The 20,723-nt window shown below is 59.9% G+C and carries 17 protein-coding genes; 15 read left to right on the forward strand and 2 right to left on the reverse strand.

Annotated elements, in window-relative coordinates; translation table 11 throughout:
* Positions 1 to 185: 185 nt before the first annotated feature.
* Positions 186 to 1,646: an RtcB family protein gene (locus Pan216_RS19580; protein WP_419192752.1), complete on the reverse strand. Its 1,461-nt coding sequence runs from the start codon at positions 1,644 to 1,646 to the stop codon at positions 186 to 188.
* A gap of 36 nt (positions 1,647 to 1,682) precedes the next feature.
* Complete coding sequence (locus Pan216_RS19585; RefSeq protein WP_145260548.1) at positions 1,683 to 2,102, reverse strand: archease; 420 nt, start codon at positions 2,100 to 2,102, stop codon at positions 1,683 to 1,685.
* 391 nt (positions 2,103 to 2,493) lie between these two features.
* Here Pan216_RS19585 and Pan216_RS19590 point away from each other — a divergent pair, with 391 nt between their 5' ends.
* From Pan216_RS19590 to Pan216_RS19660, 15 genes are all read left to right on the forward strand, one after another.
* Positions 2,494 to 2,934 (forward strand): FHA domain-containing protein, encoded by a 441-nt coding sequence (locus Pan216_RS19590; protein ID WP_145260550.1) that lies wholly within the window; start codon positions 2,494 to 2,496, stop codon positions 2,932 to 2,934.
* Between the two features lie 187 nt (positions 2,935 to 3,121).
* Positions 3,122 to 3,808 (forward strand): HAD family hydrolase, encoded by a 687-nt coding sequence (locus Pan216_RS19595; protein WP_419192753.1) that lies wholly within the window; start codon positions 3,122 to 3,124, stop codon positions 3,806 to 3,808.
* A gap of 104 nt (positions 3,809 to 3,912) precedes the next feature.
* Positions 3,913 to 4,659: a glycosyltransferase family 2 protein gene (locus tag Pan216_RS19600; RefSeq protein WP_145260556.1), complete on the forward strand. Its 747-nt coding sequence runs from the start codon at positions 3,913 to 3,915 to the stop codon at positions 4,657 to 4,659.
* Between the two features lies 1 nt (position 4,660).
* Entirely contained in the window at positions 4,661 to 6,256 is a 1,596-nt protein-coding gene (locus Pan216_RS19605) for a hypothetical protein (RefSeq protein WP_145260558.1), read from the forward strand.
* A gap of 23 nt (positions 6,257 to 6,279) precedes the next feature.
* Positions 6,280 to 6,885 carry a 5' nucleotidase, NT5C type gene (locus Pan216_RS19610; protein ID WP_145260561.1) on the forward strand — a complete coding sequence of 202 codons (606 nt, stop codon included), beginning with the start codon at positions 6,280 to 6,282 and terminating at the stop codon, positions 6,883 to 6,885.
* Between the two features lie 233 nt (positions 6,886 to 7,118).
* Positions 7,119 to 7,550, forward strand: a complete 432-nt coding sequence (rsfS, locus tag Pan216_RS19615; protein ID WP_145260563.1) for a ribosome silencing factor — start codon at positions 7,119 to 7,121, stop codon at positions 7,548 to 7,550.
* A 491-nt stretch (positions 7,551 to 8,041) separates the two neighbouring features.
* Positions 8,042 to 9,970, forward strand: a complete 1,929-nt coding sequence (locus Pan216_RS19620) for a recombinase family protein (RefSeq protein WP_419192754.1) — start codon at positions 8,042 to 8,044, stop codon at positions 9,968 to 9,970.
* A gap of 1,214 nt (positions 9,971 to 11,184) precedes the next feature.
* Positions 11,185 to 11,691, forward strand: coding sequence for a hypothetical protein (locus tag Pan216_RS19625; RefSeq protein WP_145260570.1), 507 nt, complete (start codon positions 11,185 to 11,187; stop codon positions 11,689 to 11,691).
* Between the two features lie 71 nt (positions 11,692 to 11,762).
* The gene (locus Pan216_RS19630; protein WP_145260573.1) at positions 11,763 to 12,947 is read left to right on the forward strand and encodes a DUF4339 domain-containing protein; all 1,185 of its coding nucleotides are present in this window, start codon (positions 11,763 to 11,765) and stop codon (positions 12,945 to 12,947) included.
* 130 nt (positions 12,948 to 13,077) lie between these two features.
* Positions 13,078 to 13,515: a DUF4339 domain-containing protein gene (locus Pan216_RS19635; protein ID WP_419192755.1), complete on the forward strand. Its 438-nt coding sequence runs from the start codon at positions 13,078 to 13,080 to the stop codon at positions 13,513 to 13,515.
* A gap of 94 nt (positions 13,516 to 13,609) precedes the next feature.
* Positions 13,610 to 14,236, forward strand: a complete 627-nt coding sequence (locus Pan216_RS19640) for an ATP-dependent endonuclease (protein WP_419192756.1) — start codon at positions 13,610 to 13,612, stop codon at positions 14,234 to 14,236.
* A 265-nt stretch (positions 14,237 to 14,501) separates the two neighbouring features.
* On the forward strand, positions 14,502 to 14,717 hold the full coding sequence (locus Pan216_RS19645; RefSeq protein ID WP_145259122.1) for a hypothetical protein: 216 nt from the start codon (positions 14,502 to 14,504) through the stop codon (positions 14,715 to 14,717).
* A 1,855-nt stretch (positions 14,718 to 16,572) separates the two neighbouring features.
* On the forward strand, positions 16,573 to 17,733 hold the full coding sequence (locus Pan216_RS19650) for an ISAs1 family transposase (RefSeq protein WP_145260579.1): 1,161 nt from the start codon (positions 16,573 to 16,575) through the stop codon (positions 17,731 to 17,733).
* 189 nt (positions 17,734 to 17,922) lie between these two features.
* Positions 17,923 to 18,990 carry a sodium:solute symporter family transporter gene (locus Pan216_RS19655; protein ID WP_145260581.1) on the forward strand — a complete coding sequence of 356 codons (1,068 nt, stop codon included), beginning with the start codon at positions 17,923 to 17,925 and terminating at the stop codon, positions 18,988 to 18,990.
* Positions 18,987 to 19,427, forward strand: coding sequence for a VOC family protein (locus Pan216_RS19660; RefSeq protein ID WP_145260584.1), 441 nt, complete (start codon positions 18,987 to 18,989; stop codon positions 19,425 to 19,427). Before Pan216_RS19655 ends, Pan216_RS19660 begins: the two co-directional genes overlap by 4 nt.
* Positions 19,428 to 20,723: the final 1,296 nt, after the last annotated feature.

Genomic DNA, 20,723 nt, shown 5'->3' on the forward strand with positions numbered 1-20,723 from the left:
GGCCAGCGGCACCCGAGATTTCGATGGACCAGTCCACTAGCGATCCGTTGACCTATTCGCTTCCGACGACCAACGGCCCTCTTCAATCAACGGACTGCTAGCCGACTAGCCCCGTCGCCACTCGCCCGAACGTCATCGTGGTGTCGAGCGGCCCAGCTTATGACTTGGGGAAGAGTCGCTTGGGCTCACCCCTTGATCACACCAATCGGCCGCATCCGGGCGACCTTGTTGGAAAGCCCGGCGCGAGCCACAACCTCCACCACCATCGAGACATCCTTGTAGGCGTCGGGCTGTTCCTCCTCGAGCCCCTTGCGGCTGTGCGCCCGCGCGATCACGCCGCGCCCGGCGAGTTCCTTCGCGATGTTTCGCCCGCGCGCCGCCTTGACGCTCGCGGTACGGCTCATCTGTCGTCCCGCCCCGTGGCACGTCGTACCGAAGGTGCGTTCCATGCTGCCGGGAGCGCCGACCAGGACGTAGCTGGCCGTTCCCATATCCCCGGGGATCATGACCGGCTGCCCCACCGACTGGTACTCGTCGGGGAGTTCCGGATGACCGGGCGGGAAGGCGCGGGTCGCTCCCTTTCGGTGAACGCAGACGCGCCGCTTGGTCCCAGGAGCGACATCGTGCTCCTCGAACTTCGCGATGTTGTGGGCGATGTCGTAAACCAGATCCATCCCGAGGTCTTCCCAAGTTCGGTCGAACTGCTCCTCGAACACCTCGCGAACTTGGTGCATCAAGAGATGGCGGTTCCCCCACGCATAATTCGCCGCGGCCCGCATCGCACCCAAGTACCGCTCTCCCTCCTCGCTGACGATCGGCGCGCAAGCAAGCTGCCGATCCGGCAAGTCGATCCCGTACTTTGCCGGGATATCTCGAAAGACGCGAAGCGTGTCATCGCAGACCTGGTAGCCAAGCCCGCGCGAGCCGCTATGGATCATGACGCAGACTTGGCCCTGGAAGAGCCCGAGGGTCGCCGCAACCTTTTCGTCGAAGACGTGGTCGACCACTTGGACCTCGGCGAAGTGATTCCCCGATCCAAGTGATCCGCACTGGGAGGCACCTCGCTGCTTGGCCCGCTGGCTGACAAAGTCGGGCCGAGCCCCCTCGAGACAACCGTTCGCCTCGGTGAAGAGGAGATCGCGCTCACAGCCGATGCCCCGATCGCGCACGAGGTATCCGGGCCCCTTCGCGAGCAGTTGGTCGATTTCCTTTTCGGAGAACCGAAAGCGACTCCCGCGGCCGACCCCGGTCGGAATCGCCTCGAAGAGGGCGTCCACCAGGGGCCGGAGTCGTTTGCCCAGCTTCTTTTCGGTGAGGTGGCTGCGAATGAGCCGCACCCCGCAGTTGATGTCGTACCCGACGCCTCCCGGCGAGATCACTCCTCCGTCGTCGGGATCGGTGGCGCAAACACCGCCGATACAGAATCCGTATCCCCAGTGAATGTCGGGCATGGCGAAGCTTGCCCGCTGAATGCCGGGGAGCGTCGCCACATTGGCGACCTGGTCGGGAGCCTGGTCGTGGCGGAGCTTCTTCATCATCGCGTCATCGGCGAAGATGACCCCATCGACGCGCATCCCCGACTTGTAGCTCTTGGGAATTCGCCAGGAATTGGCGTCAATCTGTTCGAGAGGACCTTCGTAGCCCATCGATCGCGAGTCCTTTCCAAATGCTTTCGTCGAGTTCTAGATGTCGATGATCACTTCGGCGATCCAGCCACTTGGGCCGTGGTCGCAGCGAAGCCCGTGATACGTGATCGCTTTGGCCTCCGCTCCGACCGAATCCCGACGAGGATCGAAGGCAAAAGTTCGGAATTCTCCCCGCACCACACCGCCGACGTCGAGGATGACTTCGACCTCGGCGATCACGAGCCCCTCGGTTTCCGTCAGGAATAGCGCCTCGGTCAGCAGGTCCACCAAAAGAAACTCGGCGGAGTCGGCCTCGAGACGAAATTCGTGCCGATCGGTCGGACTCGACCTCGATCGTTCGGGGTAGACCAGTTCCATCAATCCAAGGATCGCGGTCGCGAGCAAGTCGCTAAGCGTCGCCGCACGGACCCGCAATCCGATGTCCGCCGTGTGATCAAAGAACTCAAATTGACCCATGGCGCTCGAACAATTGAAGGGAGATGGCACAAGACGACGATCCAATGGTGACACCTCGAATCTCCAAGGTTCACCCGTTCCCCACGATCCGAGGCTTGACCGGGGTCGGAAGGGAAAGCTATCCTCTTAGTGTAAACTGTTAGAGTGCCGCCGGATGAAGCATTCTTCCCGGCATGGATGCGACTCTCTCAGGAAATTGCTGGGGAGTGTTTCGGCAACGAAGCGCGAGACATGTCGTTTGTCCCGAAGAGGGGAATTGCTGGTCGCCAGACGACGCGGATTTCTCGTTACCTGCTCAACGGGTTGTTGAACCTTGAACGTTTGCACACGGCAACTCCAAGGACGGAGGCCAATACCATGCGCGCCTTTGGAATCGCGTCGTGACACAGGCATGAAAGCGAAGCTGGTCCCACTTGACGGCGGCAACCCCATCGAACTGGGCAAGCCGATTCTGTTGATCGGACGTCAGGCCTCTTGTGACCTGATGCTCGAACACAAGACCGTTTCGCGCGTCCACTGCATCCTCGTGCTCCGCGAGGTCGACTTGGTGCTCCGCGACTTGGGCAGCACCAACGGATGTCGCGTCAACGGCCAACGCCTCACCGAATCCTGCCTGCTGCACAACGATGTCCTCGCGGTGGGAGCCTTCAAGTATCGGGTACGTCTCGACGAAGACTCGATCGATGACGCCCCCGCTCCCGCCGAGCGACGTTTCGACCCCGGACACACCGAGTGCATGGAAGGAAGTTCCGTCTCTCCTCCGAATGGCTCACACTTTTCCCGACCAACCAACGGGCTCTCTTCCCGCGATGTACGACGCCCCTCCGAGTAGATAGCCTATGATGGCTTCTTCAGCGACGTCGCCGTCGGAGCCTCACGGGCACGGCGCCGCGTCTCACGGTGGGCGCGGTTTCAGCGCCGCGACGAGAACCTGTCCCGAAGCAGTCCGTTCCTTGAAGCGATGCGGGCAGCGAATAGACCAACGGGCTGGTAGTCCTCCCTGTAGCAGGATTGATTCATTGACGGAGATTTTGTCACCAGACGCGGTCGTCTTCGACATGGACGGCTTGATGATCGATACGGAACGACTCTACGTCGACTCCGAACGGGAGATGCTCGAGAAACGAGGACGCGAACTCGACTTCGACAACGTGAACCAAATCATGGGGTTGCCCGGACGGCTCGCGATGGAGCGAATGCGGTCTCTCTATGATTTGGAAGACACTCCCGAGGACCTCCTGCAAGAACTGCGCTCCTTGGTGCAGCACCGTGCCGAGACCGATCTGCGGACCCTCCCGGGGCTCGAGGAGATTCTCGCCCGCCTGGAAGAGTGCGAGATCCCCAAGGCGGTCGCCACCTCGACCAATCGGCCCATGACCGAGGTGTTCCTCGCGAAGATCGGCCTTCGGGATCGTTTCGCTTTCGTTTTGACCGGAGACGACGTAACACATGGCAAGCCCGATCCGGAAATCTACCTGAAAGCGGCCGCGACCTTTGGCTTCGCGCCCGAACGCATCGCCGTCTTGGAAGACAGCATCAACGGATCGACCGCGGCGGCGCGGGCAGGGTGCAAGACGGTGGCGATTCCCAACGAGTTCAGTCGCGACGCGGACTACGAGTGGGTCGACTTGGTCGCGGAGGATCTCCGCGACGAGCGACTCTGGCGGCTCTTGGGAATCCATCGCTCTCGCGATTGTGTCTGTTGACAAGTAGACTGACCGGTTTAGAATTGCTCCGTTTGCGAATTACAGGTATAAGCATTCAAAAAAGACAGCCAATCGAAACGACCTCGAGCGGGAGCCACTCCTCGATGCGAACTCTTTTGACGATCCCTGTCTACAACGAAGAGGGCCAACTCGGCCACGTCCTGGAGCGTTCCTTGCCCTACGCCGAGGACATCCTCGTGGTCGATGACGGTTCGACCGACGGAACCCTCGACATCCTCAAGGATTTCCCCTCGGTCAAGCTCCACCAGCATGCCCAGAACCGGGGATACGGCGCCGCGCTTCGATCGGCATTCGCGTACGGATGCGAGCACGGCTACGACGTCGTTGTCACCATGGACAGCGATGGACAGCACGAGCCCGACCTGATTCCGCGTCTGGTCAAAGCGTCGAAGGATGCCGACATCGTCTCCGGATCGCGCTACCTCGCCACGTTCGACGAGGACACGCCGGCTCCCAAGGATCGACGCCGCATCAATCTCTTGATCACCGATCAGCTCAACGCCTGTCTCGGACTCCAACTGACCGACACCTTTTGCGGCTTCAAGGCCTACACGCGCTCGGCGCTCGAAAAGCTGCACCTCACCGAGGATGGTTATTCGATGCCACTGGAGCTTTGGGTGCAGGCCGCCTGTCACAAACTGACGATCGTCGAGGTCGCCGTCCCCAGGGTCTATCTCGACCCGAGCCGCTCATTCGGGGAAACCCTTGACGACTCCGATGCGCGGATGGAGTACTATCAGCGAACGCTCGATCGCGCGATCGCCGTGGCTCGCCGACGGGTCGGCTGCGGCCTTGAACTTCGTCCCCGTCTGCAAGAAGCGAATCGTTAGCATGCGTCGGCTTAGGCTTCGGGTTCCCCGCGAGGATGGCTCCTTGTTCTGTGTCGCTCCCTTCGAGGGGTGGCCCGAGCAGACCCGATCGAATCAGCAACTCTTGAACCAGTCCGCGAGGATGATCGCGGGCTTGTCCCTCGCGTCCTACCGTCGGCTGGCGCGTGCCGAAGCGCTCGACGCGGCGGCGCGCTACCTGGGCGAATTTGGTCAGAACACTCCCACTCCGTCCGAGGGCCCGTTGGTGGTGACAAGTCACCAGCCGGAACTCTTTCACAACGGCGTATGGATCAAGGCGTTCGGAGCCAGCCGCCTCGCCCAACGGCTTGAAGGCTGTTCGCTCAACGTCCTGATCGACACCGACTTACTCTCCTCGACGGTGGTCCCCATCCCGACGGGAACGGTGGGAGCCACCCTGCTCTCCTTCACTCCCTTCGACGCTTCCGGCCCCGAAGTCCCATACGAGGAACGCACCGTCCTCGACGAGAAGACCTTCTCCCGATTCGGAGAGACGGTCGCCAAGCAGTTGGGATCGCTGGTCGAAAAGCCACTCATCCAAGAGTTCTGGCGACGCGTCGTCCACCATGGCAAGCGGACCGACCGCATCGGCGAGCGTTTCGCCGCCGGAAGACGCGATCTCGAACGAACGATGGATTGCGCAAACCTCGAGGTGCCACTCAGTCGACTCTGCCGGACCAATTCCTTTGGTCGCTTGGCAGCCGAGATGATCCTCAGGGCTCCCGAGGTCGCGCGAACTCACAACCGCCTCTTGCTCGAATACCGTCGACTCAACCACATCAAGAGCCGTCACCATCCTTTCCCGGATCTAGCGATCGAGAAGGACCGAGTCGAGGTTCCGCTCTGGTGCTGGAGCGGCAAACGGCCGCAGCGGAAGCATCTCGTGGTCCGCACCACCGAGGACGCGATCGAGCTTCTCGCCGAGAGTGAGGTCGTCGCAACGCTCCCCAAGGCGGGCGACATCGGGGAACTCGCCGAGGCGATCGCGAAACTCAAGGGCATCAAGCTCCGCCCACGAGCAATCCTCACCACGCTCTTCCTGCGGCTGGGCCTGGCGGACTTTTTCATCCACGGCATCGGAGGCGGCAAATACGACGAACTGACCGACGCCTTTCTGGAGGAGTTTTGGGGCGTCGAGCCTCCCCACTTCGGCATCCTCTCGGGAACGAACCTCTTGCCGGCGGCATCGCAACTCGGCCCCGATCCGCGCCAAGAACTCTCTGCCAGACTGCGTGACATGACCTGGAATCCCGATCGTTTTCTTGACGATCTCTTCCTCGAGCGAGAACCCATCTCGAGTTGGATCGAGCGCAAGTACGAACTGATGGAGCAAAGCGACGGGACGCGACACGAACGGCGTGCTCGCTATCGGGAGTTTCGACAGCTCAATGACCAGCTCCGTCCCTTCATCCAATCGGAGATCGACGACCTCAAGGAACGACTCGACCAGTTGAGCGAGCGTCGCCAGGGGGATGAAGCACTCCGTTCGCGAGAATTTCCCTTTTGCCTACACCCGCGTGGCTCGATCGATAAGCTCTCTTTGGCCCTGGATGCCCGGTTGGTCCCGGCCGCCAGCTAACCAGCTCGAGAGGCGAACGAGCCATGAGCTCCCAGAGTGACAACCAAAGCGATATTCAAAGCGACGACCAAGCGATCAACATCGCGCTCTTCGACATGGATGGAACGCTCGCCGACTACCACGATTCAATGGTGCGCGAACTGGCGCGACTGAGCTGCCCCACCGAACCGGTCATCGATCTCGACCAGAATAGTCCCCCCGACTACCTCCGGGCCCGGATGGACTTGATCAAAGCTCGTCCCGGGTGGTGGTACGGCCTTGAGCCGCTCAAGAGTGGCTTCGACATCCTCCGCGTCGCCGAGAACGTCGGCTTCGACATCCACATCCTCACCAAGGCCCCACGCAATCATTCGCTGGCGTGGAAGGAAAAGGTCGAGTGGTGCTCCCGCCATCTCGGCCCGGACACCAATGTCCACATCACGCAAGATAAAGGAATGGTCTACGGGACCGTCCTTGTCGACGACACGCCGGACTTCATGCTCCGCTGGCTGCGTTGGCGTCCGCGTGGGCTAGGGATCATGCCGGTCGCGTCCTACAACGCCGCCTTCTCCCACCCGAGTGTCATTCGCTACGACGGCACCAACCTTGACGAGGTCGAAGAGGCCCTCCAGCGGGTGAAGCGACGCTGATTCGCCCCGGTGCCGCGAGCGACTGACCGCCTCAACCCTATCCATCGTCATCAAAAGACGTTACGACGTTGCTTCCCAACGATCGCCCCTCAAATCTCGTAGAAATGGTCGTCGGCAAACCCGAACCGACCCATCCCATCGGCTGTCTCATTCTCGGGTGGGGAGCCACTTTCCCCCCGATTGCCCTTTCCGTCGGGCGGGCGAGTTGGAAAAATAGGGATGGAGTGCGATCCATGAACGCCACCGGAGGAACCATCATCAGTACGGAAACCCATCCTCGTTCGCAGACGTTCGTCGAGGCTCGGGAGCGTGCCATTCTCAGTGCGAGAACGGCCCACGACAACCGGGCTCGTGATATCACCATCCTCGAAATGAAGGGTCTTGTCGACTGGGTCGACTACCTCGTGATCGCGACAGGCAACAGTCGCCGTCAGATCATCACGATCGCCGACCGCATTGAGGAGGCTCTCAAGGAAGTCGGCGATGTTCGCCGGGGCATTGAGGGCTACGAACTCGGCAACTGGATCATCCTCGACTACGGCGACATCGTCGTCCACGTCTTCAACGAGGAGAAGCGGGAGTACTACCAGCTCGAACACCTCTGGGCCGACGCCGAGCACATTCCTTGGCAAGCCCCCAAGGCCGACACCGAGTCCCTCGACTGACGGGCATTCCAACCGCTCCCCCTTGTCCAAGGGGGAGAAGGAGGGGCTCTTCAGTGAGCCAACAACGTCCCCGGGTGGCCTCGGTTGCTTGCCAACCGAGGTGGCGCAGCCACAAGAGCCCCAGAACCCAATGATCATCGGACGGAGGGGCGAACCCTCTTCAAAAGCGGCCTCTTGTTCGCTTCGCGAACCCAGATTGGCAAGCAATCTGGGCCACCCATCCGCTCCTCCGACTGCTCCCCCTCTTCCCAAGGGGCATCCCGACCGCTCAACCTTGTCCCAAGGGGGAGAAGGAGGGGGGCTTTCTTCAGGACGATCTAAGTCGTTCCAAGACAGAGCTCTTCGTCTCGATCTTCTTTGCCTCATTGATGTTGCGGCGATTCAAACGTGGTCAAGAGTGGTCAAGGATTCTCATCCGTCGGATCAATCATTGTCACACTGTGTCAATGTAGCGATGTTGCCAGGGTGCCTCCATGCAAGGAGGCCTATCCATGGCCAGTATTCAATTGGAACCGCCGCTCCAGCCGCGGTCGGATAATGTGCTACGAGTCGTGTTGGTTGTACGCATCAGCACCGTGCATCAGGACGCTCGCAGTCTTGAGGATCAAGCGGCGCTGCTACGCCGTTGGGTCCACGATCGGTACGACGGAGAGGTGGAGTTCCGCAAGATCGCAAGCCGCGGCAGCGGTGAGCACCTCGATCGAGTGGAACTAAACGAGTTGGAAGAGACGATCGAGAGTCGCCGATACGATCTGGTCATGGCGGAGGATCTCGGCCGAATCTGCCGACGCACGCGAGCGTTCGAGTTCTGCGAGCTGGCAGAGGACGCGGATGCCCGTTTGATCGCCGTCAACGACAATGTTGATACCGCCGTCGAAGAGTGGCGTCTTGCCGCCGTCTTCTCCGTGTTTCGCCATGAGGGCGACAATCGCAACACCAGCAAGCGGATCCGCCGTACCTTGCGGAATCGGTTTCAACACGGTGGGGTAGTTCAAACACTTCCTTACGGGTACGAGAAATCAAATGGCAGCAGCCTCGATACCGATGTGAGAAAGCGACCCGAGGCCGAATCGGTCTACTCGACTTGGTTCGACAAACTTGAGGATGGGGCTACGTACTCGGAGATTGCCGATTGGCTCAACGAAAACGAGATCCCGACTGGCCAATGGTGTCGTCTCTCCAAGTGGACTCCGCAGATGGTCTCTCGAGTCACGAACAACCCGATCCTAAAAGGTGTTCGGCAACGGAACAAGAAGATCTCGAAGAGGCTCAACAAAACGGGAAGATCGAGGTCGGTGCATGCGCCGATTGACGAGTTGCTTGAGAGAAGCTGTGCCCATCTCGCTTTCATCGAGCCGGAGCGGTATGACCGCACCATCCGCATGCTCAAGAGACGCAATCAGAAGTACTGCCGAGGGCTCAAGGAAGGAGTCGACAGCCGGAAGAACGTACCCAAGAAGCGGACTGTTTGGCCAGGGCAGAGCATCACGTGCGGGATTTGCGGCCGCGGTTTTCACTACGGTGGCAACGGACAGAGCGACCATCTGATCTGCATTGGCTCCAAAGAGTATTGCTGCTGGAACGGAGTATCGTTCTCCGGACCAATGGCCGCGTCCAAGATCTGCGATGCGATTCTCAAAGAGGTGTACAAATTGCCCGATTACGACGAAGCTCAGACGATCGAGCTGCGACGACAGCTTGAGGAGCATCACCGCACTCGAGATGACTCTCGTCGTCGACTTGAACAAGAGCTTCGACAACTGAGGAGGCAGATCGACAATGTCATGTCACTTGTCCGGGAAGGAGGACCACTGCGGTCGCCCCGAGAGGAATTGCGCCGCCTCGAAGACGAGGAGAGCCTGATCAAGGACGAACTCTTCGCCATGAACGGCAAGGAGCGAGATTCCGCCGTGCTCCCTTCCCGAGAATTGATCTTGGCGAACGCGACACGGTGGTGCGTCGAATTGGCACGTGACAGCCCGGAGTTCGCGAGGGTGATGAGAACGCTGATCCCAGACCTTCGAGTCTATCCCGTCCGCTCAATCGACGGAGGCAGGACGGTCGTGAGAGCAGAATTCACCTTGCATCTGTCTAGCGTGCTTCTCGATTGCCATGGCGTCCAATGTCCAGAGTTGCTCCGGATACCAATGGCCGTCGATCTCTTCGATCCGCCGCAGAGAATCTCCTTCATGACGGAGGTCATGCGATTGTGGCATGAGGGGAAGCTCACGGAACGGGAGATCGCTGCACAGCTCGGGATCACTCAGCCCGTCGTCCAGCGAGCTAAAAGACTTGCCCGTTTGCTGCAAGAGATGAGTCTCGACGATCCCTACGGCCGCGTCTTGGATGCCTCAGGATTGGGTAGCAAGTACCGTCGGCATCTTCACCCACGCTACCGGTTCGATCCGCTCATCGAGTGATCGTTCTCGCGTCCGCAAGAATTCGGCTACCCTTCTCGCCCCATGCTTTGACAAGAAGCGTGGGGCGATTGCTTTTGCGCGTCGGCGATCGGCCGCGGCGACGTGGCCATGACGACGGCAAACCGTGGCCGAGATGAAAGGAGGCCAGAAACCGTTTCAGTCACACCAGGACCGTACGATCAGTCCGCGGACTCGTAGCGAGATGATCGGAGAGGAGGTGATGTTGCTGTTGCCATCCTTTGTGTGGTGCTTGTTTCGACACAATCTGACCGACAGCACGAGGAATCGACCATGAGAAGTACTGGACCGCCCTTGGAAGGCGAAGTTCGTTGCGAGGATGTTCGGGTTGCTCTCCGGAAACTCCTTGGCCTCTTGGCAGGTCGAGCAATCGGGAGCAAAGAGCCTTGCGACGTCGCATCGATCAACGAGTCGGTGCATCAGTTCGAGTCACCAGAAGAGACAGGAAACCGGTCTTGCCGACGTCCAGAAGAATTGAGCGACGGCAATCGGTAGAGTTCCTTCGGCAAGTGAACCGCGTCTCGGGACGCAATCATGCGGGTCTGGCTAGCCAAAGGATTTCAAGACGCAATAGGGAAATCCCCAATGCCTATTCCTGGGCGAGGGGATAGTGTCACGGAATGGATGCAGAACTCCCATTCCTTGGAACGGCGTCGATGTCGCGGATGGAAGCCGCTGAGTTGATTGCCGTGCATTGCCGGCGGAGAGCTACCGAGAAGCTTGACGTCCGAAGAAGGCAACTGCACGCCAACGAGTGGATCGCGGCTTCCGCATGGTGTATACGAAAGGATGTAGACGTTCGGCGAGTACCGGGATGACCGGCGCCTGACCGCCAACAACAAGGAGACACAAGCGACTCGATCATGGTGGCTCGGTCGCGGCCACATCGACAATTCGAGCGACGCGCAAGCGTCCGGTTTCTGCTTCTCAGGAAAACGGCCAAACTGGGCCCCCACGGGTCCTTTATCTCACGAGGCAGACACTTGGACCGCGCTCCCCGTACGGGAGCGTCGGCCGAGGTCTGTTCGTGAGTGCCCCTTGGCCGGGGTTCCTGAGAGCAGTGTCTTGGTTCGACGCTCTCGCTTTAAGGGGATCCCATGAACGCTCTCTTCAATAGAAGCTGCTTCTCTCTCGATCGTTCTCGTTCACGATGCCGATTTGGCGCAACGATACTTTGCCTACCTCACGTCATCATCATGTCGCTGCTCGCTGTCGGCGGCTGTGGGAAGCAGACACAACCTGCCCCAAGAAATACCGACGTTGATCCGCCGAGCACATTCCCTCTCAGCCAGCCGCAGCAGGAAGCTCCCGCACTCGCTCGGCTGAATTTCCGCTGGGGCGACGCAACCTCCGAACTGATCGCGATCGTCCAGAGGCTGCCACCGGAAGATCGGCTCGCCGTCGGCCTGGGAGCGTTGGCTACCGGGGTCGACATCTACGGGGCACGTGTCCAGCTGACCAATACGGGCAACGTGCCGCTTCGCATCTTTCCCCAAAACATCCTCATCCATTTCGGCGGCGAGACGACCGAAGTCTATACGTTCCCCCACCAACTCTTTCTCCGCCCAACCATCCTACAGCCGAACGATCAGGTCGAAGGCGTGGTGGCCTACTCGGCGCGGATGGACATCGGGGCGGCCATTCGACTCGGATCGGGAGAGATGTCCTACCGCGACCCAACAATCCTCGTGACCTACGACTGACGGGCAATTCCGCCGTGAGCGTGAACGACTGCCCGTGCCTTGCAAATGAGTTCATTCAACAGGAGAACCGTGTGAGTACGCAAGAGTTCTACGTCAAGAACGGAGCAGAAGTGGACGGTCCCTTCTCTCTCGACCAACTTCGGACCAAGCAGCAAGAAGGGAGGATTGTTCCAGAGACAGAGATCAGCAGAGATCGCGTCCGGTGGAAGCCGGCCGGCGCCGTACGTGGCCTCTTCAAGAGTCAACAGAACGATTCCGAGTCGTCCAATGATGGCTCTTCGCCCAATCCGAAAGAGAAGCCCCAGTGGTGGCTCTCGCTCAATGGTGAGCCTGACGGCCCCTTTACGAGGGAGGCGATCCTCGCTCGAATCGGTGAAACGACGGGAAAGGTGGACCTGCTCGCTTGTCTGTTGGGCGAAAAGGAATGGAAGCCGATCTCGTCGTTCCCGGAGTTCGCACCAGTTGAATTGGAAGGGGTGAACGACGATTCCAACGGGAGTGGCGAGAAACGATGGTGGCTTCACTACAGCGGCCAGACGACCGAACCGCTCTCTCGCGACAGCGTTGAGTCGATATTGTCTTCCCGAAAGGTGCCCTCCGATGCGCTGATCTGCCTCGTCGGCTCGGACTCATGGCTGTCCATTCGTCAAGTGACCGAATTCGCTCGTCTCGTCCCTCCACCGCTACCGTCTCACAGCCATGGCGGAGGAACTGGTGCCAGTGGTCCCGTCGACCGGAGCACCCTTTGGGACCATCCTCTGGTCAACCCTCGGCTTCCTACCATGGCGAACTGGATCTGCATCTACGCGATCGTCGTCTCGCCTGTCCTCTATTGTTTGTGGTGGATCGTCGGCCTCGGTACGTCACCACTCTTTGCGGACGACTCGTGGTTTCGAGGCATGGAGTTCATTTCCCACCTCACGCTCGATCTAGCGTACCTGATCGTTGCCGTCTTCCTTTTCGTTGGAGGCATTCGCCTGAAGAACATTCAGCGATCCGGCGCCTTCCTCACTCGTTGGTGCATTTGGGCGAACATCATTCTCAACATCGGCGGCACCTTGTTGTTCGGGACCCTTGGATTCTTCGCTGGACTCAACGGAGAGCACCATTTCGCTCCGGTAAGCGAATTCGCAACAGTGGGAGACACGGTCTCTGAACTCCTCTTGCCGGTCTACGTGATGGCATTCGTATTCGAGTTATTCGCGCTCGTTTGGATTCACCGACACGAGCAGGAGCTTCCGCTGGAGACGGAGTGAGACTCGTGCGAGCGACGACCCTTTCTTCGTCTCGCATCCTGAACGCATCTCGTCGATGCCGACCGAGACGGGTTCTCCCGAGCCTCATCTGATGCAACCAAGTTTCTCGAAGAGTGAGCGACCGACTCGAATGTCCGACAAGCAACAATCTTCTCGGTGGTACTACGAACGCGAAGGAAAGAAGGAGGGGCCATGTACCTTTGAAGAACTGCGCCGACTTGCGGAGTCAGGAGTGATCTCCGAACGGACCAAGATCGGCAACGCGACCTCCCGTCAATGGATTCGGGCCGGAAACGTGCCAGGACTGCTCGGGAATCGCGAGCACCATGCGAGCAATGAGACGCCGGTTAAGTCGGAGTCAACAACGGGTCCAGCCGACATTGATCTCAAGCCACCTCCACTTCCGATGGAGGAGACAGAGCTCACTCGGAGGAGTTTCTGGGGAGCGGAGTGCTGCGGTTGCGTATCTGCTGTCATCCCAATCATCTTCCCGTTCCTCCTCTACTCGGCTGTCCGGAAGTTGGTCATGTGGTCGATTCGGCCTCGCAAACAAGACCGTTCTCGATAGGCCGAAACGGCGACAAGCGACCTACGGCAACAACAATCAACTGAACACTGCGTTCGACGTGAGAAAGGAGGACATCACGACAGACCCAGCTCTTGTGAACGACAACAACCTCGTTCGAATACTCATCGTCGTCGAGGGCACCAACGATACCGAGTTCCTTCGGCGAATCTCCCAGATGCTTCATCGGCACGACGAGTCGCTTCCCAACCTTCACGATATGGAGAAGAAAGGGGAAGCGATCTTCGTCCCGTTCGGTGGCGGCAACGTGGAAGCCTGGACGAATCGATTGGCACCTCTTGGGAAGCCCGAGTTTCATCTCTTCGATCATGAGCTGCCGCCGGAGACCGACTATCGGCGTGAGGCCGCCGAGCTCATCAATCGACGAGAACGCTGTCGGGCCGTGCTGACGAGAAAGCGGAGCCTCGAGAACTACCTTCACCCGAGTGCGATTCAGGGCGCCGGGGACGTCGAGGTGATGTTCGACGATTTTGATCCCGTCGCGGAGATTGTCGGCCGTCGACTTCTCGAACGAACGCCGACCGAGGAACCTTGGGAGCAGCGTACCCGACGTGCCCGCAACCGTGCTGCTCACCGAGCCAAACGCTGGCTCAATACCACCGTGGCTGACCACATGACCGTCGAGTTACTGAGCGAGAGCGATCCCGACCGCGAGATCGTCTCTTGGATGCGCGTCATCAGCAATCTGACTGAAGCTGGCTAGCAGCCGGGCGATCGCCAGTGCGTCTCCCTTCATCAGGCCATGAGGCGATCCTCAATCCACTTGCCTCTTCATGATTGGGCTCCAGGCCCAGTTGCGCCCACGACAGGATCCATCGCCTCCAGCAATCCTCGCCGTGAACCATCCGATGGCTGCCTAGTTGAGCGGCCAACAAGTTGAAGTCAGACCTGTTCGGCCTCGGTCGCGGAGACACCCGTCTACGCGGTCGGGGCTCTTCTCGTTTTTTACCCCACTAGGAGGAACGTCCGTGGAGCAATCCGCACTTGATCGCGCCGTCGCTCGAGCGACAGGCGAGAGCGTGTCGACCATCAAGCGATTGGGTTTCTTCCTGATCGACTCGGGCGATGGTCTCACCCCCGAAGCCGAGGAACCTGGCCCTCAAGTCATCGACTGGGACGAGTTGAACGCCCTGCGTCACGCGAACAATGAAAGGAGGCCACTCGATGCTCGGATCGCTGGCTAGGAAAGGAGTTGTTGATCGCTGGCTGCTAACCTCGAAGCAGGCCCTCCATGCGTTGAACCGTGACCACTTCCTGAAGTGGCAGTGTCGCGGGTGCCAGCGAATGGGACGACGACGTCACCGGTCCGGATCATGGAGTCGACGGCAACAACGCCGCCGGCGCCTCAGCAGGCAGCAGCGGTAAACCATTCGCCTTTCGTTGATCGCGAGGATGTCAAGGATTGAGTAAAACCGGCGTGACTCGGTTACGAGTCCCCAGGCGCCCGGTCGTCCTCCTGGGACGGCCGGGCGACTCTTTTCTTTTAGCTATCCCGATCAAGCCTTGGTGCCAATCGGAGATCCAGTGGATGCCGTTGAAACGCTTTGGGAGAAACGGATGTCGCTTGCACGGGAGAATTCGACACTCCTCTCAGATTGCCAGGCACCCCTGCGCTGCAAGCAGTACTGGTCGCATTTCTCTCGGACAGTCGACGGTGGTCAACCAATATGATGTGACACAACGGAATCGTTTCTCGAGAAAGCACATTGTTCGCCAGAAGGAGACGTTGGGCGGATTCAGTGGTCGGGAGCGGAGGGAGCTTGGCTTGACGTTTGGAGGTGGAGGAGGCGACTCTTCGGACCTCGCATTCGGCCAGGTCGTTCTCGTCGGGTATGGCGGGACCACCGAGGAAGGTCGGCGGATCCACCTTATGGCGCCGGAGTCGACCCTGGATACGTGTTTGGTAGGCAGCATAGAAGTCAGTGACCGGAACTCCCGGCATCGACGATCCCAGCGTTCGCTCGACGACGTCGTGGTGGTCGATCAGGAAGACCGTGATCGTCCGACTGATGAATAGCCAACACCAGAGTTCTTGCTGTCGATCCGTCAACCGGTCTCTTCGGCATGGTCGCCCGGCGACTGCTCAAGTAGTTGGAGCAACTCCCGCGCTACCGGATCGAACAGGTTGGCAAACCTGCTCGGGTGGGCCAGGCCAGCGGCACGGCTCAGCCGGGCGCCGACGAGTTCCACAGGCAGAGTGATTGGTCCTACCCTGCGAGATGATCCGCATCGCCCCGGCTGTAGACGCTCAGGATGCTTTCCGCGATCCTGCCGTGGAATCGGGGATGTCGAGACCCGCCAGGCCGTGGATGTAACGACGACAAGTACAGCAACCGTAGCAATAGCACCCAGGTTCTGGCTCGGGTCTGTCTGTAACGAACGGTTTGTCGATGCTGCCGGTCGCTTTGAAGTCGCCGCCACAAGTGAGGCTGGAGTCGACTCCGGCCTCGTGAACGACGGCGCTTGTTGACGGCGGTCGAAAATGGCGGCGCTCATTCACGTCTTGTTGCGATTTGGGGAGATGGGGGCTTTGGTCCCGATCGTTCCGGAGTTCGCAAGGAGGCGGAGGAGTGCGAACCGACATGGAGTGGTGGACGGAAGTACGCCGGCGGGTCTTGACCGGCGAGTTGAGTAAGCGAGGAGCGTGCCGCGAGTACGCCATCGATTATTCACTGGCGACGTCAAACGGAACTCGATTGGCTGGGGGGGGAGTGCGTCATCGGAAGGTGCCTGAAGCCTCGATGGCTACGGATTGCCCGGTATGTTGGTTGTGGTGTCAATTGGTTTTGGGTCGACCATAGTGCCTACCGGTAACAACGTCGAGGGTGGTGCCGAGCGATCGAGGCCGAACCCTTATGGTGAATCTGCCGGGCGAGTCACGCGAAAGGCAACGACAAGGCTACAGTGGGACACGGCCCCAGGGCCAGCGCGCAGTTTCGGGGGATTGGGCAATTGAGGAAGGGTTGCGCCAGTGGTGAGCGATGAGTAGAACGTCTTGCAAGGGCCCGAGGGATGGTGAGCATGCAAGGAGAGGTTCTGATGAGCAAGGACGTTCGGGTAACGCTTGAGGATGTCATCACCCACTTTGAAGACTTGGAAGATCCACGCTCGACGATCAATCAGCGTCATCCGTTGGTGAGCGTGGTGGTGATTGCGGTGATGGGCGTTCTCGCGGGGGCGAGCGGCCCGACCGGCATCGCCAAGTGGGCACGCATGAAAAAAGAGTTGCTGCTCGAGACGCTCGAGCTTCCCAACGGCATTCCGGCCAAGGACGTCTTCCGACGGGTCTTGGCGGCGTTGCGACCGGATGCCTTTCAGTCCTGTTTTGTCAGTTGGCTTGAGTCCTTGCGGCAGGCGGCTTGTGAAGAGGGTGCCGTTAGCCAACCGGTCTTCGCCATCGATGGCAAGACGAATCGCCGCAGCCACGACCGCAAACGCGGGCTGGGAGCGTTGCACGCGGTCAGCCTGTGGGCCAGCGAGTTGGGCCTGTCGCTGGGACAAGTCGCCTGCGAGGAGAAATCGAACGAAATCACGGCGATTCCCGAGCTTTTACGGTTGGTCGATCTCCAGGGAGCGATCATCACCATCGACGCGATGGGAACGCAGAAGGCGATCGCGAAGCAGATCGTCGAGGGCGGAGCTGACTACGTCTTGGCAGTCAAGGGTAACCAAGAGAGCCTCGAGACAGCGATCGCCGATACCTTTCTGGCCGAGACCGAAGACGACTTCGCCAGTGGCAAGGTTCGCAAACATGAGACGACCGAAACCGCCCACGGCCGCACGACGACACGAACCTATTATCAAATGCCGGCTCCGCGAAGCCTGGTGGACTCGGCCGCGTGGGCGGGACTTCGGACGATAGGCATGGTCATCGCGGTCTGCCTACGTGACGGGAAAGAGACGGTCGAGATTCGTCGTTACATCAGTAGTCTTGGGATGGGCGTCCAACGGTTCGCCCGCGCCGTCCGCAGCCATTGGGGGATCGAGAATTCCTGCCATTGGATTCTCGACGTCGTCTATCGCGAGGACGATTCACGCATCCGCGATCGTTTCGCCCGTGAGAATTTCGCCTGGCTCGATCGTTTCACGCTCTCTCTACTTAAGCAACATCCAAGCAAGGACAGCATCGCGATGAAACGCCGAAGCTGCGGCTGGAGCGATGACTTCTTGATGGAAGTCCTTACAGGAAAAGCCACTTAGTATGCGCTGGCCCTGGGTTGTCTAGCCGTCTGGAAAACCCTTCCACGGTTTCGGAGAACGGGTATCATCCTATCCCAGGGTGCGCGAAGCGCGACCCTGGGCTTCATTAGTCAATGCCTCCGGCATAGGCCCAGCAAATCGTCAGGCAATGGCCTGACCTACAAGAGCAGAGAACGAGTTTCCTTGATCGTGGGCCAAGGCACTCTCTACGAGCTTGAAGCGATGTCCACCCGCGCCGCTCTCGCGGAACTGCAAACGACCTTCTTCGGCATCGACAAGCCGTGGGGCATCCTCCTCGCCGGGTGCATCGTCTTGACCTACACCGTCATCGGCGGGATGTGGTCGGTCACCGTCACCGACGCGGTGCAAGTCCTCTTCGTCATCGGCGGTTTGATCATCCTCGGTGTCGTCACCTTCGCCGAATTCGGCGACGGCAACCCCGTCGCGGGACTTGGCAACGTCCTCGCGAGCACGCCCCCGGAACGGCTAACACTCCTGCCCAAACCCGGGACGGAAGAGATCCTCGGTTGGGTCGCGATCTGGACGAGTGGGATCCTCGGGTGCCTGCCGGGACAAGATCTCATGCAGCGTGTCTTCTCGGCACGAAGTGGCCGGGGCGCGGCGGCGGCCTGCGTCCTCGCCGGGGTCGCGTACATCAGCGTCGGTTTCATCCCGGTCAGCCTGGGGCTCGCGGCCCACCTTCGCTTTCCGGACAACGTCGAGGGGAGCATCTTGCCGATTCTCGCCGACCAGTTCCTGTCTCCGTTCGTGGCCGTCATCTTCCTTCTGTCGCTCGTGTCGATCATCTCCAACAACCTACTGCCCCGTTGGCTAAATCGCGAAGCGATCGAATCCTCCAAGCTCCGGATGGTGACCATCGACCGGTTGGTGGTCTGCGCGGTCGTGATCGCGGCGATCTCGCTCGCCTTCTCCGGCCGATCGATCTTCGAGCTTCTTGAACAAACGCTTTCGCTCTTGCTGGTGGCGCTGGTCGTCCCGCTGGTGATGGGGGTCTACGGCAAGCCGCGTGGAGAGCTCTCGGCGATTCTCGCCATGCTCTTCGGGGCGGTCGTATGGTTCGGCTGGTCGCTGGGGCAAGACCTGATCGCGGCGCCGGAGATGTTGGACTCGGACCAAGAGACTGGAATAGTATCGCGGTTGGTCGCGATCCCAGCCGCTCTCGTGGGGCTCGCGTCCAGCTTTCTAGGTTACGTTGTCGGCCAAGCGTTCCATCGTCGAAAGGACGTCCATCCATGAACACGATTCGAGAGGTTTTCCCCTATCTGCGGACCCGCGACGCGAAGGCGGCGATCGCGTTCTACACGAAGGCGTTCGGGGCCGTCGAGGATTTTCGCCTCACCGAGCCGGGCGGTCGCATCGGGCACGCGGAGCTGGAGTTCGGCGACGCGACGATCATGGTCTCCGACGAGTATCCGGAGTACGGCATCCACGGACCGAAGGAGTCGGTGCCGACCGGTTCGTGCGTCCATCTGCACGTCGACGACGTCGACGCGATGGTTAAACAAGCGGTCGCCGCGGGGGCGACACTCACCATGGAACCGCAGGATCAGTTCTACGGCGAGCGTGCCGCCAAATTACTCGATCCCTTCGGTCACGAATGGATGCTCGGTTCCCACATCGAAGACGTTTCACCGGAAGAGATGCAGCGACGTTTCGACAAGATGTTCGCGTGAGTCTAGACAACCCCTCCGGGGTTGTTTGTTTCATTGACTCGCAACCCAGGGTGCGCGAAGCGCGACCCTGGGCTTCATTAATGAACGGCGTTGCCGTTCGGAGTGATTAGCGTTGCCGTTCGGAGTGATTAGCGTTGCCGTTCGGAGTGATTAGCGTTGCCGTTCGGAGTGATTAGCGTTGCCGATCAGAGCGAACACCGTTGCCGATCAGAGCGAACACCGTTGCCGATCAGAGCGAACACCGTTGCCGATCAGAGCGAACACCGTTGCCGGTCGAAGTGATCAGTGTTGCCGGCCGGAGTGATTAGCGTTGCCGCGTGAATTCAGCTGTGTTGCCGGTCCGATTGAATTGGTTTGCCGGTAAGAAGAGATATCCAAGTTGCGTGAGAGCGATCCTGGACATTGGAAGCCGAGTTTTGGCCTGACTCATCAGCGGGGACCAACAAGTTAGGAGAACGGCCTGGCCGACATGTGTTGCGACACCTACGCGTTGTCAGGATGACACTACCTGCTCGATCGCAGGTTCTGACGTGGTGATGTGGTGATGTGGTGATGTGGTGATGTGGTGACGTGGTGACGTGGTGACGTGGTGACGTGGTGACGTGGTGACGTGGTGACGTGGTGACGTGGTGACGTGGTGACGTGGTGACGTGGTGACGTGGTGACGTGGTGACGTGGTGACGTGGTGACGTGGTGACGTGGTGACGTGGTGACGTGGTGACGTGGTGACGTGGTGACGTGGTGACGTGGTGACGTGGTGACGTGGTGACGTGGTGACGTGGTGACGTGGTGACGTGGTGACGTGGTGACGTGGTGACGTGGTGACGTGGTGACGTGGTGACGTGGTGACGTGGTGACGTGGTGACGTGGTGACGTGGTGACGTGGTGACGTGGTGACGTGGTGACGTGGTGACGTGGTGACGTGGTGACGTGGTGACGTGGTGACGTGGTGACGTGGTGACGTGGTGACGTGGTGACGTGGTGACGTCAGCGGTGAATCGGTGGCCCAACCGATTCACCTTCTACAACGGCAACGCCGTTATCTATTGAAGCCCAGGGTCGCGCCAGCGCACCCTGGGTACCGGATGATTGAAAATGCCAACCCCGCAGGGGTTGTCTAGCAGCCTGTTGATCTATTCACTGCCGGCTACGATCGGCCGGTTCGATCTCCAACGAAATGCCGTTTGAGAGCCCCTTCCGGGAAGTCGGCTTGGAAGGCCCGTCCAGGGATTGGGAGACCGGGTATCACCTTATCCCAGGGTGCGAGAGGCGCGACTCCGGCATCCCTTGATGATT

This window comes from Kolteria novifilia (assembly GCA_007748055.1).
Lineage (GTDB): Bacteria > Planctomycetota > Planctomycetia > Kolteriales > Kolteriaceae > Kolteria > Kolteria novifilia.

Bases quoted from the DNA above. Each gene is read 5' to 3' on its own strand.
- Pan216_RS19580 (WP_419192752.1), bottom strand. From the start codon at position 1,646: ATGGGCTACGAAGGTCCTCTCGAACAGATTGACGCCAATTCCTGGCGA.
- Pan216_RS19605 (WP_145260558.1), top strand. From the start codon at position 4,661: ATGCGTCGGCTTAGGCTTCGGGTTCCCCGCGAGGATGGCTCCTTGTTC.
- Pan216_RS19610 (WP_145260561.1), top strand. From the start codon at position 6,280: ATGAGCTCCCAGAGTGACAACCAAAGCGATATTCAAAGCGACGACCAA.
- Pan216_RS19635 (WP_419192755.1), top strand. From the start codon at position 13,078: ATGTCCGACAAGCAACAATCTTCTCGGTGGTACTACGAACGCGAAGGA.
- Pan216_RS19600 (WP_145260556.1), top strand. From the start codon at position 3,913: ATGCGAACTCTTTTGACGATCCCTGTCTACAACGAAGAGGGCCAACTC.
- Pan216_RS19625 (WP_145260570.1), top strand. From the start codon at position 11,185: ATGTCGCTGCTCGCTGTCGGCGGCTGTGGGAAGCAGACACAACCTGCC.
- Pan216_RS19620 (WP_419192754.1), top strand. From the start codon at position 8,042: ATGGCCAGTATTCAATTGGAACCGCCGCTCCAGCCGCGGTCGGATAAT.
- rsfS (WP_145260563.1), top strand. From the start codon at position 7,119: ATGAACGCCACCGGAGGAACCATCATCAGTACGGAAACCCATCCTCGT.
- Pan216_RS19590 (WP_145260550.1), top strand. From the start codon at position 2,494: ATGAAAGCGAAGCTGGTCCCACTTGACGGCGGCAACCCCATCGAACTG.
- Pan216_RS19650 (WP_145260579.1), top strand. From the start codon at position 16,573: ATGAGCAAGGACGTTCGGGTAACGCTTGAGGATGTCATCACCCACTTT.
- Pan216_RS19585 (WP_145260548.1), bottom strand. From the start codon at position 2,102: ATGGGTCAATTTGAGTTCTTTGATCACACGGCGGACATCGGATTGCGG.
- Pan216_RS19660 (WP_145260584.1), top strand. From the start codon at position 18,987: ATGAACACGATTCGAGAGGTTTTCCCCTATCTGCGGACCCGCGACGCG.